The sequence below is a fragment of the Nonlabens dokdonensis DSW-6 genome, from assembly GCF_000332115.1.
Taxonomy (GTDB): domain Bacteria; phylum Bacteroidota; class Bacteroidia; order Flavobacteriales; family Flavobacteriaceae; genus Nonlabens; species Nonlabens dokdonensis.
Genome location: NC_020156.1, coordinates 3,377,985 through 3,392,578 on the forward strand (window position 1 = coordinate 3,377,985; position 14,594 = coordinate 3,392,578).

Sequence of the window (14,594 nt, forward strand, 5' to 3'; positions counted from 1 at the left end):
AATTATCTTTTTAAAGCAAAATGACCAGAAATTATTTGATCATTATAATAGAGCTTGAACCAGTAATCATCACTAGGCAACGGTTGATTGCGGTATAATCCATCCCAGCCTACTTCCAGATTGTTGATTTGGTTGAGCAGCTTACCATACCGATCAAATATTTCTAATCGTGCTTGTGGAAAACGATCTATTCCTCTTATCTCAAAGGTATCATTAAATCCGTCATTATTAGGAGTAAAATATTTAGGAATATCTATTCTTAGAAATTCTTGGGTTACTACATCGCAACCTTGATCATCTCTAACTCTTGCAACTACTTGTAAAAAGGTAGTAATATCAAAAGTATTAGTTGTTGTCCAGTCTCTACCGTTGATACTAAATTGAAAATTACCTGAATTCTCTAATACTATGGTCAACTGGTTATCATTTACAACTAACTCCTCAATAATTGGTAACTCAACAACTTCCACATTAAATATTGCAGTAGAAGAACATCCTGCCGCATTAATTACTTCACAAATATAATTTCCTGCTGCATTCACTTGGATAATTGAAGTTGTTTCACCAGTACTCCATTCATAACTATTACCAGGCGATTGTGTATCTAAAAAAGCAGTATCTCCAGGACAAATTAAAAAATCTTCAGAATTTACCACTGGTGAATCTTCAAAAATATAATTAACAGGAACTCGAGAGGAGCTGATGCAACCACTTGCAATATCTCGTGTTTCTACATAGTAAGTACCAGGAACAGTTGTAGAATAATCTATAGAATCCTCATTAACTAATGTTCCTCCAGTGGGACTATCGTACCAGTTTGCTTCTAATCCAGGCGAAATACTCACAATTAAATCTTCTAGCTCGCCATTACAAGATATAAAAGGATCACTTAATGATACAGCGAGATCAACTATTATTCTTTCAAATTCAAAGATTTCGGAAAAATTGATACATTGCGAGTTGTTGAGATTTACAGCATCTTCTGCAACTTTTACTCGATAAGCTGTATTAGTATTTAAAACTGGTGTAGTATAAGTGCTGTTAGTCGCACCAGCAATATCTGTAAAATTTCCTCCTGTATTTACTTGCCACTGGTAAGCTGGTGTACTGAATATACTTGTAGAAGCTGTTGCTGTTAAAATCACAGAAGTACCAGGGTCATTCTCACAAATCGTTGTTGAATTAGAGCCTGTAGCATTTATAATACTCGTTTGATCTCCACAAGGTCTAAATTCTATGTCGTCTATGGCAAGATCATTTCCACAACCACCTATTCCTTCATTGATAAGCTTTAGAATACAACCATTCTGACCAGTTGCAGTGGTAAAAGTAAGACCATAACGCACCCAGGAAGGTGCAGGATCAGAACCACGCGGATTCATAACACCATCAGCTAATAATGTTGTGTCTGTACTGTCCCATATTTCAAACCTCACTTGAATAGGGATTTCATTTGCACCACAAGGATTATTACTACTTAAAACATTGATTACCCAAGAACTAAATTCATAAGGTGTATTCTCACACAATCCACTAATAGGTGTTTGGTAGAAGATTCCAGCGTTAAAATCTGCATTAACAATAAGCATTTTACCATTTGGGTTTCCAGTATGATCTGGCGCATCCCAAAAACTACCTAATTGCTGCATATTACTTGAAATGGTGTATTCTCCATCTTGCACTCCATTGTTAACAAATGTATAACTGGTAACGCTGTTAGGTAAAGCAGGTCCATTTGTTGTTCCTTGTCCAAAATCTTCAGAAAAAATCACAGCTCCACTTTGACCGTTGCAAAATCCTAATTGCGCTTTCGCGAAAGCGAGATTAAATAAAAGTAATAGTATAAAAGTAAATGATTTTATCATAAAACAGATTGTTGAAAAGAATAGGAAAATACTTTCAATACTCTGATTAAAGAGCTAAAATGTATTTAAAATGAATTATTTCATCGATAAACGGTAAAATTATACTATTTATCTATTGTTAAATATAAGTTTCTATTTATTTTGTTCCCATTAAGATAGCAATATATTTTTGCATTTCCCTAAATACTGTTTTACAGGCTTTTTTTATGAAGATATTAACTCTACTCAAGTTAAGGAATTTCCGTTTGATATGGATAATTCCTTTTTTTTACTTGTCCCAAATTGTTCATGCGCAATGTCCAACTATTCCAGTAGGTACACAAATAATTTGTGATGCAGCTGGACTAGATTTCAATGATTTAGATGCTTTTGCCACACCAGCTTCTGGTAGTGACGTACGATGGTATCTCAATCCTACTGGAGGATCGCCCTTACCAGATATTCAATTAGTACGTGAAGGAACCTATTACGCAGGTGATAGTAGTGGTAGCTGCGGCACTCGTCCTGCTTTAGTAATTGATTTTGAAGTAGATCGAACGCTTCAAAGTCTTGATGCTATTTTTTGCTCAAACGAGAACCCAACAATTCAATCCTATATCGACGAAGCGCTAGCAGTAAGCATTCCATCTGGTGGAAGCGTGCAAATTTATAGTGATTTCCTACTCACCACTCAATTGAATCCGAGTATGATGCTTTCCGGAAATGCAAATTATTTTATTGTTTTTATCGATTCTTCAGGATGCAGAAGTCAAATTCAAACAGGAAGTACAGCCGTTTTTCCTTCACCAGCTGTTCCTATGCCTCCATTAGTACAGCAGTTTTGTTCTGATACGAACCCTGTAGTTAATGATTTAAATCCTGGAACAACTGATAACTTCAGTTGGTTCAGTAGTGTCGATGGTTCTAACAATCCTATTCCGCCAGCTTTTGCAGGTACAGAAGCTTTAATAGATGGCGCTACCTATTACGTACAAGCCGATAATTTTTTCTGTGACAGTGATCCTGTGGCAATCGTTGTTGAAATAGATGATCCTGCAAATGCAGGTATGAGCAACACAGAGGAGTATTGTGAAAATAATGTTCCAACAACTGATATTGATTTATTTCCGCTTTTAGGACCTTTGGCTGACAATGGAGGAGCGTGGACTGGTCCACTTCCTACTGCAAATGGTGATCAAGGAACTATCAACTTAACTGGTCAAGGAATAGGCGTTTACAACTTTGTCTATACAGTTGCCGGTCAAGGAGCTTGTCCAGATGAAACCGCAACGATTAGCATTGAAATACTACAGATTTTATCTTCTGGAGTAGCTTCTGCTGCAAGCCCAGTGAGTTTTTGTGTGGCTCAATTACCGTCTTCTTATGATTTAACTTTATTATTAGACAATGAAGATGCTGGCGGAACTTGGACTCAAGGAACAACAAGTGCAGCACCAATTGTCGCATCTTCTATTGATTTGACTAGCTTCATGCCTGGAGTTTATGATTTTACTTACGTTCAAAACGCGCTACCTAATCCTTGTCCAGAAAATACTACTACCGTTCAGGTCATAGTTCTGGAAGACCCTAATGCTGGAATGGCAGTAACCACTCAATTTTGTGAAAATGATTTAGCTGCTAGTTCTCCTTTTGATTTATTCAACAGCCTTGATGGTTCACAGGATAATAACCTAGGAATATGGACTGATGCGTCTAGTGCTACGATCTCAAATACAATAGACATCACTAATTTTAATGTATTAGATAGCCCGTACACTTTTACTTATACGATAGATAACGGATCTTGCCAAGATTCAGAAAGTATTAGTATAGAAATTTTAGAAGCTCCAGAATCTGGTAACTATATTGGAACTCCGTTCACGGTTTGTGAGGATCAAACAGCTGCCAACTCGCCTTATGATCTTTTCAATTTACTAGACGGAACACAAGATACTAATGGAACTTGGTTTGAAGGAGCTACTTCTACTGGAACAGCAGTAACTAATCCAATTGATTTAACAACATTAGGAACAGGAACTTTCGATTTTACTTATTCTGTTCCTGCCATAGGAACTTGTACTGATAATGATGTTACAGTTACGCTAGTAATAAATCCGCTACCCAATACGGGAACTCCTACTCCATTAGTTGTTTGTGAAAATGACTTAGCCGCAAATTCACCGGTAGATCTATTCAATCAACTATCTGGTCAAGATGCTGGCGGTATGTGGTCTGATGATGATGGTACTGGAGCATTAGCTGGAAGTAATGTTGATATTACTGGATTTACGATAGGTAGTTTCAACTTCTCTTATTCCATAACCGATGCTAATGGATGTATGAACTCTTCTACAGTTGTAATTACGATTGAACCAGCTCCAGAATCTGGTAACTACGTTGGAACTCCGTTCACGGTTTGTGAAGATCAAACAGCTGCAAATTCACCTTATGATCTTTTCAATTTACTTGACGGAACACAAGATACTAATGGAACTTGGTTTGAAGGAGCTACTTCTACTGGAACAGCAGTAACTAATCCAATTGATTTAACAACATTAGGAACAGGAACTTTCGATTTTACTTATTCTGTTCCTGCCATAGGAACTTGTACTGATAATGATGTTACAGTTACGCTAGTAATAAATCCGCTACCCAATACGGGAACTCCTACTCCATTAGTTGTTTGTGAAAATGACTTAGCCGCAAATTCACCGGTAGATCTATTCAATCAACTATCTGGTCAAGATGCTGGCGGTATGTGGTCTGATGATGATGGTACTGGAGCATTAGCTGGAAGTAATGTTGATATTACTGGATTTACGATAGGTAGTTTCAACTTCTCTTATTCCATAACCGATGCTAATGGATGTATGAACTCTTCTACAGTTGTAATTACGATTGAACCAGCTCCAGAATCTGGTAACTACGTTGGAACTCCGTTCACGGTTTGTGAAGATCAAACAGCTGCAAATTCACCTTATGATCTTTTCAATTTACTTGACGGAACACAGGATACTAATGGAACTTGGTTTGAAGGAACTACTTCTACTGGAACTGCAATAACCAATCCAATTGATTTAACAACATTAGGAGCAGGAAGTTTTGATTTCACTTATTCCGTTCCTGCCATAGGAACATGTACTGATAATGATGTCACAGTAACCGTAGTAATAAATCCGCTACCCAATACGGGAACTCCTACTTCATTAGTTGTTTGTGAAAATGACTTAGCAGCAAATTCACCGGTAGATTTATTCAATCAACTATCAGGTCAAGATGCTGGTGGTATGTGGTCGGACGAAGATGCTACAGGCGCGCTGAATGGTAGTATAGTAGATATAACCATGCTAAGTGTAGGTACCTTTGACTTTTCCTATTCTATTACTGACTCAATTGGTTGTTCTAGTTTTACCATAGTAACAATAACAGTAGAACCTGCTCCAGAATCTGGTAACTACATTGGAACTCCGTTCACGGTTTGTGAAGATCAAACAGCTGCCAACTCGCCTTATGATCTTTTTAATTTACTAGACGGAACACAAGATACTAATGGAACTTGGTTTGAAGGAGCTACTTCTACCGGAACAGCAGTAACCAATCCAATTGATTTAACAACATTAGGAACAGGAACTTTTGATTTTACTTACTCCGTTCCAGCAATAGGAACTTGTACCGATAACGATGTCACAGTAACTGTAGTTATAGATGCATTTGTTAGTGCTGGTACTGATATTCCTTATGTAGTTTGTGAAAATGAATTAATCAACAATTCACCTTTAGATTTATTCAATCAGTTAGCAGGGCAAGTTTCTGGAGGAAGTTGGTCCGATGATGATAATACAGGTTTACTGACTGGAAATAATGTAGATTTAACTGGTCTAGCTATAGGAGATTATAATTTTACGTACACCGTAAGCAATGGCTCTTGTTCAGATTCTGAAACTGTACTTGTCTCTGTAATTCCAGCTCCAGACGCCGGGACGGCAACTAATTTTGGTATTTGTTTATCTGATGTAACTACTAATCAAACGATAGATTTATTCAGTCAGTTAGTAGGAAATGATCTAGGAGGAATTTGGTCAGATGATGATACCACTGGTGAACTGAATGGTTCGGTAGTCAACCTATCTAATCTTAATGCCGGAGTTTTCAATTTTACTTATACAGTGCTTCCTTCAGCTAATTGTAGTTCGGATGCTGAAACAGTTCAAGTTATTATAAATGATATTACGCCTCCTACCACAACACCTGATCAAATCTTTTGTGATCAAGCAACAGTAAGTGATCTAGTAGCAACAGGAAACTCTATTACATGGTACAGTGATGCATCCCTTACAATGCCATTAGGTCTTGGTGATTCTCTGATTGATGGAGAAGATTATTTTGCCACTCAAATAGACCCTATTACAAATTGTGAGTCAAGTCTATCGAGTAGTACCTTAGTTACTATTAATATTTCTCCTAATTCCGGAAATGAAATACCAACTACCGTTTGTAATGATCAGAATATGGTAGATCTTTTCCTAAGTTTAGATGGTACGCAAGATTCTGGTGGAATATGGGTTGACACTGATAACACTGGAGCTTTAATAAACAGCATATTTGATGCCTCATCCGTTGCTGATGGCACCTATAATTTTGAGTATTTGGTAGCTGGTATTGCTCCTTGTAATGACGCTTCCACCTTAATATCATTGACTGTACAGTCTCCAGTAAATGCAGGAAACGATGCAGTCTTAGATACATGTTCAGACGCTACAGCTATTGACTTATTTACTTTACTCGGGACATCAGTTACTACCGGTGGTATCTGGAGCCCAGCTATGACAAGTGGTACAGGTTTATTTGACCCTTCAGTAGATCCTTCAGGATCCTATACTTACACAGTTTCTAACACCTGTAACGTTTCAACAGCAATGGTTGATGTTACTGTAACCGAAGCTCCTGATGCAGGAAATGACAACTTAATCAGTTTGTGTGTTATAGATGGTACATTAGACTTACTCACACAATTAGGAGGAACTCCAGATGCCAATGGTGTATGGTCACCTCTATTAAATAGTGGGACTAATATTTTTGATCCTGTTTTAGACGGTTCGGGAACTTACACATATACAGTGACCGCTACTGCAGCTTGTGTAAACGATGCTAGTGCTACATTAACCATTTCAGTGGGTGAAAGTCCTGCACCTACATTAGTAAACGCAGGGCTCTTCTTCTGTGCGACGGATAATGCAACGGTCATTGATCTTGATGCCTCAGTTACCGGTACGATGATCATGTGGTACGATGCCATAGACGCAACGACGCCACTTTTATCAACGGACCTCTTAATTGATGGACAGACATATTTTGCGACACAAACTACATCAAGCGGATGTGAATCAAGCGAACGAACTCAAGTCATGGTAGAAATAGGAGATGCTCCTACTCCTACTTTAGCACAAGATGGTGAGTTATTTTGCATTAATGACAATCCTACATTACAACAATTGACTCTCAATATTCAAGAGTATGCTGCTAGTTTAAATAATGTTATATGGTATGACTCTCCAACTGGAACAAATTCAATTACTTTATCAACGGTAATGACCATAGGAACTACTTATTATGCTGTTTTAATCGATCCATTAACTGGATGTGAAAGTAGTGTAAGATTAGCTGTGACAGTGGATTTATCTGCTTGTGGTAATCTTACTATTCCAGATGGTTTTTCTCCTAATGGAGATGGAGTTAACGATGTTTTTGACATTGATAATTTAGACTTTCTCTATCCAAATTTTGATATCGAATTCTATAACAGATACGGCAACCTTGTTTATAGCGGAAATATCAATACACCTCGATTTAACGGTTTTAGCAATCAATCAGGTCTATTAAACGATGGTGAATTACCAGTAGGTGTTTACTTCTATATTCTCAAGTACAATGATGGTACAACAAAGCCTTCACAAGGAAGAATATATTTAAGTAGATAATCACTCATTACCCTAAAGAAATAACAAAGATGAAAATTCAAAATATAAAAATTGCCTTGTTGGTAGGTATGAGTTTGGTTTACTGGAGCGCTGAAGCGCAACAAGATCCTCAATTTACTCAATACATGTACAATCAAAGCATCGTTAATCCCGCTTACGCAACTGCAAATAAAGAAGAGTTGAATATAGGAGCGTTATATAGATCGCAATGGGTAGGAATTGAAGGAGCTCCTAGAACAGCTTCTCTATTTGCTCATTATCCTATAAGCGATCGCGTTGAAGTAGGAATATCATTTACAAATGATGACATTGGAAATGTGGTAACTGAAAATAATATTTATGCAGACTTTGCCTATATATTACCAGTTTCAGAAACTGGTAAGCTATCGTTAGGACTTAAAGCAGGTTTAACGTTATTTGATGCCAATTTTAATGGTTTTAACCTTCAGTCTGGAGGAAGAGATACTGATGTTGCTTTTAATGATAACGTTACTCAAAGCTTTCCAAATGTAGGTCTTGGAGCCTTTTATTTTACAGATAAATTTTACGTAGGGCTTTCTGCTCCTAATCTATTAACAACTACACATTTAGAAAATGAAAATGGCATACAATCCACCGGCGTACAGGATATTCATTTTTTCTTGAATAGTGGTTATGTATTTGACATTAATCCTAATTTGAAGTTCAAACCTTCATTTATGTTGAAAGGTGTTAAAGGTGCTCCATTATCTGCAGACCTAAATGCCAATGTCCTATTCAATGAAAAATTTGAAGTAGGATTAGGATATAGACTAGATGATTCAGTAAGTGGCGTTTTTAATTTTAGGGTCGCTCCTGAAATTAGAATAGGCTATGCATATGACTATACCACTAGCAATCTAGGTAATTTTAACTCTGGATCGCATGAAATCATTTTATTATATAATATAAAAACAAGATTTTGGAGAAGTGGTTACGATCGTTCTCCTAGATTTTTCTAAACTAACATAGACCATACTCTCATGAGATTATCATATACCCTACTTGTAACTGTTATTTTATTATCAACTAGCTTAAATGCTCAAAAATTAAGTCTCAAAAAGACCAATAAGTTATTTGAGAATCAAGCTTACAAAGAAGCAATCTTAAATTATGAAAATTTAGAACCGAGCGAAGAAGTTCTTCAAAATTTAGCAGATTCTTACTATTTCACTAACGATCTTGAAAAAGCAGCTCAAACCTATGAGCGTTTGATAGTAGAGCATCGCGATATTGTGGATCGCCAGAGAGTTTATCGATATGCACAATCCTTGCTGGCTGTTAAAAATTATAAAAGAGCCGACGAGTATTTATCTTATTACTATGGACTTTATTGGAATACCGAAGAGTTCATCAAAGAGTTGGAAAAAACAACACCTCATGTTTTTGAAATAAAAACTGTAGCAAATAAAGGATCAAATAGTGATTTTGGCTTATCATTTATTAACGATAATAATATTGCTTTTGCCTCTTCACGTAATTTGGAACGACCTGTTTATTCTTGGAATGGATTACCTTATTTAGATCTTTATGAAGGCGAGCTCAGTGATAAGAACACCATCAGCAAAGTAAGAGCATTTTCTGATGAGATCAATACACCATTGCATGAAAGCAACGCTGTATTCACAAATAATGGTACAGTTATGTACTTTAATCGTAATAACGATAAGCGTATTAAAATAGATGGCGTTAAGATCTCACCTGTTCAGTTATTACGTGCTGAAAAAGTTGACGGTACATGGACTAATGTTACTACCCTACCTTTTAATAGCGAGCAATACAGCATTCAACATCCTACAATTAGCAAAAATGGAAAAGTGCTGTATTTCTCAAGCGATATGCCAGGAGGTTATGGAGATTTTGATCTATATAAAGTCATCATCAATAATGACGGTACTTATAGCGATCCTGTTAATTTAGGTCCTGGAATAAATACAGAGCATTTAGAACAGTTCCCCTACATTAGTGATATTAACACACTTTATTATGCGACAAATGGTAAGCAAGGATTAGGTGGTCTCGATATTCACAGAGTGGACATGATTAATGGTCAGCTGGGAACTCCTATAAATTTAGGCCCTAGTATCAATAGTTCCAGAGACGACTTTTCATTTGTTATTAATGAAGAGAATAATGCTATTTATTTCTCCTCAAATCGTGATGGAATGGATCGTATTTATTCTGCGAGCCGTGAGGAAAATATTCTTACTAAATATGAAGTTAGTGGAGTTGTTCAAGACAGTATTACAAAAAAGATTCTGCCTGGTTCATTAGTTTCCCTACTTGATGAAAGAGGAATTCTTATAGATGACATGATAGTAGGTAAAGATGCTACTTATACCTTTAAAACAGATCCAAATAAAAAATATACGGTAAGAGGAACACGTAAGTTATATATTCCGCAAGACGTAGACTTCTCAACAGATAAGAATGGTAAGATCACCCACAACATATACCTTACCCTACTTTCTTATGAAGATGCCGAAGAAATGATCAAACCAGATCGTAAAGGAGACGTTCAAGTAGAATTAGACAAAATATTCTTTGATTTTGACGAGTCGGTTATTAAACCACAAGCTGCAGCGACTTTGAATAATTTAGTTTCTATAATGAAAAAATATCCAGACATGTATATAGAAGTATCTGCACATACTGATGTACGTGGACCTAGCGAGTACAACCTGAAATTATCAAATGATCGTGCTGCTTCTACGATGGAATATTTAATTAGTCAAGGGATTGAAAAAAGAAGGTTGCGTAGCATAGGGTATGGAGAAATGCAACCGCTTAATAAATGTACTGAAGAAGGAATGTGTACTGATGAGGAATATGAACTCAATCGTCGTTGCGAGTTTAAAATCATTCAATAAGTTCATAGTTGCAAACTAATCATCCCGATGTTCCTTTTGAGAATATCGGGATTTTTTCTTTCTATTAATTAAGATAATTATTCCGCTTTCGCGAAAGCGGGACCTCAATAATCAATAGTTCTACCGTATTAAATCTCAAAACTTTTAATACAAAGTTTAGATAGAGTCTCTTTTCAGGTCCTATTCACTTAATTCTTTATTAAAGCTGTATTAAGGATAATCTAATTTATAGTCGTAAACCACGTAAGCAACGTAACTTTAAATAAAACTTATAATATGACTATTCAATTCAATTATCAACATGTTTCAGGTAGTACTGAACTTGAAAACTATACTAAAGAAAAATTACAAACTATTTTTGATCGTTACAGCTGGGTTACTAGCGCCGATGTTTTTTTTAGAACTGAAAATACATCAAGTGATCAAACAGGAATGATTGCTGAAATAAGACTCAGCGCTCCAGGTCCACGCCTATTTGCTGAAGAAAGTACAGAAACTTTTCATGGTTCTGTTAACAAAGTAGTAGACCAGCTTAAAACGCAATGTGAGAAAAGAAAGGCCACTATTATAACGCATTCATAATATGATATCGCTAGCTACTAACCCAAGACAAATTGTTCTGATTTATAATTCAGAGCAAAAAAGCCATAGAGAAATTTTTGCCTACGCAAAATCGGCAGATAAGGATTTACTTGCTATTGATATTTCAAAAGAAAAAGTGGCAGGAACTGTATGGACTGAAGTTGCAGATTTACTTGATAAAAGAGCAATGGATTTAATACATACAACGCATTCCAGCTTTATTAAAAAATATGGAGAGAATCATGAATTAGATTGTAATGGAGCCATTAAGATGCTACAAAAAGATCCTGAAATGTTAATATATCCTTATGCTATTCAAGATAGACGAGCCAAAGAGATTAAATTATACAATGAAATGCTAAGTTTCTTTGATCCTGATACTGCAGAAATTAATATCCCCTAATTAAATTTTTGAGTATTTTTAAAATCCAGCCTTTAGGGCTGGATTTTCTTATAACCACACTTTATATATGATCATCTGGATATCTTTTATTGTTCTAGTTTCTATCTTTTTATGTCTTGACTTGTTTGTTTTTAATAGAAACGCTCATGTTATCGACACAAAAGAGGCTTCAAAGTTCACAGCCTTATGGGTAGGAATAGCTTTGGCATTTACAGCTGCGGTTTATTTTATCTATGATCATGGTTATTTAAATAATCCAGATGATCTTACAGCTAGTAATGCTGCTCTCAAATATTTGACGGGCTACCTCATTGAATTATCTCTGAGTATTGATAATATATTTGTCATAGCTGTCATTTTTAAGTCCTTTTCTATTGATCAAAAATACCAGCATCGAGTTCTTTTTTGGGGAATCGTAGGTGCCCTTGTATTTAGAGCTTTGATGATCTTATTTGGGATTACTCTTATTAATAAAGTAAGCTGGACTACCTATATTTTCGGAGCTTTTTTATTGTATACCGCTTTTAAAATGCTCACCAGCAAAGAAGAAGAGTTTGATCCCAAAACATCCAAAATATATAAATTTTCCAGAAAACTCTTCCCAGTAACCGATCGTATTGAAGGACAACAATTGTTTATCAAAAAAATGGGGAAGCGTATTGCAACACCTTTGTTTCTAGCGCTTGTAGTAATTGAATTGACTGATGTTTTATTTGCATTAGATTCCATTCCGGCGATACTTGCCATAACCGCGGATCCATTTATTGTTTTCTCCAGTAACATTCTTGCTATTATGGGATTGCGTAGTATGTACTTTTTCCTTTCTAACTTATTAGATAAGTTTCAATACATTCATTATAGCCTAGTGGCTATTTTAGCCTTTGTAGGTGTCAAAATGATACTAGTTCACCACTTTCACTTTCCAGAATGGATTTCGCTTGCAGTCATCTTTACTTCCTTACTTATAGGCGCACTTTTCTCCATCTACTATCCTACTACTAAAGAAGAAAAGAAAGAACAGGAAAAAACGTTGAATACAGAGAAAAAATAGTACCTCAGATTACTAGAAATATCGTCTCTGTATATGGCTCAATACGTTGTTTTAATTAGTGCTTTATCGCTTGACCCAATTTTCAATCTCTATTCCCTTAATTCGGTCAAATTCTTTCACGTTTTCAGTTACCATTATTAATTCATTTGAGATAGCTGTAGAGCCAATTAAAAGGTCAAAGTCACTAATCATTTTTCCCTTTTTTTCTCAATCTTACTTTTTCTGACGCATAAATTTGTATTGCATTAAAAATCGGTAAAATTCTGATTTGTTCTGAAAAACTGTCGATTATTTTGAAGTTCTTTTTTGGGTTTGAACTATTTTCCGCTCCAAACATCAATTCGGCAAGAGTAATTTCTGAAATAGCACAATCATCCAAATTAATCTCTTGAAATTTTTCAATTAGATTAAATTTTCCACGAAAAAGGTGAATACAAATATTCGTATCTAAAAGATATTTCATCCTAAACTCGGATTATTTCTTTTTTCAATTCTTGAAGACTTTATTTCACTGATTATTTCGTCTGAAGACTTATCGTCTTCCCACGCACCGAAAATAGAGTTTATGTCAAATGCTTTTTTTGATTTTATCTCAATTGATTTAGTCAATTTGATAATCAAATTCTTTTTCGCGCTATTATCCAAGCTTTTCAGGTATCCGAAATACTTATCTAAAACCTTATTCGATATGGTTAAACTTCCCATTGTATTCTTTTTTATGCAAGATACTTATTTTTTAACTCAATGTTTTTTCAGCATTATTAACAACAGGTTTTAACATTTTATTCAAAACTGTGATCTATGTGTGCTCGTAAGTAGAAGAAATAATACTTATGATTCAATTCTCTTACATACACGTCCCTACAAATCGCAAATTAGAACAATTTGCAATTAAAAATTTTCAATCGGTAATGAAGCAATCCAATGTCCTACGAGTAGATGTTACCTTCAAAAGAATTTTTGATTTAAGAAACAGAGTTCGAGAAGTAGCTAATGTTTTAGTTACCACAAAAGATAAAAATATTATTTGTGAAATAAAGTCGACCAAATTTAAAAAGTCTATTGAAATAGCAACTGATTCCTTGACTAGAAAAGTTAATAACGGTAGCGATTTACTCACTGCCTAAAATTTGATAAAGCATAAAAAAGGCCTTACAATTCACAAGAGTTGTAAGGCCTTTTTTTATCTTAATATGGGATTATTCTTTTACGTCACCAGTTTCTCTGTAATCTCCATTAAAAACAAAGTCATTTTGCTGTTTTCTACTTCTTTCTCCGGTTTCAGCATCTTGAAGTTTTTCTGGTACGTCACTTAACTCTCCACCATAATATCCTACTGCTATTGCAGTCGCTACATGATAGGTATCAGGAAATTTAAATTCCTTTCTTGCTTTCTCATAATCTAGCCCAGCCATTTGATGCATAGCAATTCCCATGCTTTGCGCTTGAATAGCCATATTAGCTGCAAACTGACCTAAATCATGTGGTGCATGATAGTTGTCATCGCCCTTTGGTGTTTTTGTGTCCACAACTCCTAAAAGTAATACAGGAGCGTTTTTAGCCCAATTTTGATTGAATTCGACAAGCACACTCATGATACGATCGTAAGCTACACTACCTTTAATTCCCCATACGATGTTCCATGGTTGAATGTTATTAGAACTAGGTGCCCATCTTCCTGCTTCAAATAAAACTTGCAGCTCTTTGTGAGAAACTGGCTTGTCAGAAAACGTACGTGGGCTCCATCTATTCTTAATTAATTCATGAATCTCATGATCTACAGGCGTGTTCTTAAATATTTCTTTGTTGTTTGTGCTCATTGATGTTTTTCTTTTAAAGATAATTAGT

The 14,594-nt window shown here is 35.5% G+C and carries 11 protein-coding genes; 7 read left to right on the forward strand and 4 right to left on the reverse strand.

Annotated features, from left to right (window positions below; all coding sequences use genetic code 11):
- Nucleotides 1-2 precede the first annotated feature (2 nt).
- Entirely contained in the window at nt 3-1,865 is a 1,863-nt protein-coding gene (locus tag DDD_RS14845) for a T9SS type B sorting domain-containing protein (RefSeq protein ID WP_015363760.1), read from the reverse strand.
- A gap of 272 nt (nt 1,866-2,137) precedes the next feature.
- On the opposite strand from DDD_RS14845, the gene DDD_RS14850 reads away from it, so the two are divergent.
- The 6 genes from DDD_RS14850 (at nt 2,138) to DDD_RS14875 (ending at nt 12,746) form a co-directional block, all read left to right on the forward strand.
- A complete protein-coding gene (locus DDD_RS14850) occupies nt 2,138-7,822 on the forward strand; it encodes a gliding motility-associated C-terminal domain-containing protein (protein ID WP_015363761.1) in 5,685 nt (1,894 codons plus the stop codon).
- A 29-nt stretch (nt 7,823-7,851) separates the two neighbouring features.
- Complete coding sequence (locus DDD_RS14855) at nt 7,852-8,802, forward strand: PorP/SprF family type IX secretion system membrane protein (protein ID WP_015363762.1); 951 nt, start codon at nt 7,852-7,854, stop codon at nt 8,800-8,802.
- Nucleotides 8,803-8,823: 21 nt separating this feature from the next.
- The gene (locus DDD_RS14860; RefSeq protein ID WP_015363763.1) at nt 8,824-10,710 is read left to right on the forward strand and encodes an OmpA family protein; all 1,887 of its coding nucleotides are present in this window, start codon (nt 8,824-8,826) and stop codon (nt 10,708-10,710) included.
- Between the two features lie 276 nt (nt 10,711-10,986).
- The gene (locus DDD_RS14865; RefSeq protein WP_015363764.1) at nt 10,987-11,292 is read left to right on the forward strand and encodes an HPF/RaiA family ribosome-associated protein; all 306 of its coding nucleotides are present in this window, start codon (nt 10,987-10,989) and stop codon (nt 11,290-11,292) included.
- 1 nt (nt 11,293) lies between these two features.
- Nucleotides 11,294-11,695, forward strand: coding sequence for a hypothetical protein (locus DDD_RS14870; protein WP_015363765.1), 402 nt, complete (start codon nt 11,294-11,296; stop codon nt 11,693-11,695).
- Nucleotides 11,696-11,762: 67 nt separating this feature from the next.
- On the forward strand, nt 11,763-12,746 hold the full coding sequence (locus DDD_RS14875) for a TerC family protein (protein ID WP_015363766.1): 984 nt from the start codon (nt 11,763-11,765) through the stop codon (nt 12,744-12,746).
- 184 nt (nt 12,747-12,930) lie between these two features.
- Here DDD_RS14875 and DDD_RS14880 read toward each other — a convergent pair whose 3' ends face one another.
- On the reverse strand, nt 12,931-13,209 hold the full coding sequence (locus tag DDD_RS14880; protein WP_236613384.1) for a PIN domain-containing protein: 279 nt from the start codon (nt 13,207-13,209) through the stop codon (nt 12,931-12,933).
- Nucleotides 13,206-13,451, reverse strand: a complete 246-nt coding sequence (locus tag DDD_RS14885) for a hypothetical protein (protein ID WP_041567204.1) — start codon at nt 13,449-13,451, stop codon at nt 13,206-13,208. Before DDD_RS14885 ends, DDD_RS14880 begins: the two co-directional genes overlap by 4 nt.
- Before the next feature lie 128 nt (nt 13,452-13,579).
- On the opposite strand from DDD_RS14885, the gene DDD_RS14890 reads away from it, so the two are divergent.
- A complete protein-coding gene (locus tag DDD_RS14890) occupies nt 13,580-13,873 on the forward strand; it encodes an HPF/RaiA family ribosome-associated protein (protein ID WP_015363769.1) in 294 nt (97 codons plus the stop codon).
- Between the two features lie 72 nt (nt 13,874-13,945).
- Here DDD_RS14890 and DDD_RS14895 read toward each other — a convergent pair whose 3' ends face one another.
- Nucleotides 13,946-14,566: a nitroreductase family protein gene (locus DDD_RS14895; RefSeq protein ID WP_015363770.1), complete on the reverse strand. Its 621-nt coding sequence runs from the start codon at nt 14,564-14,566 to the stop codon at nt 13,946-13,948.
- Nucleotides 14,567-14,594: the final 28 nt, after the last annotated feature.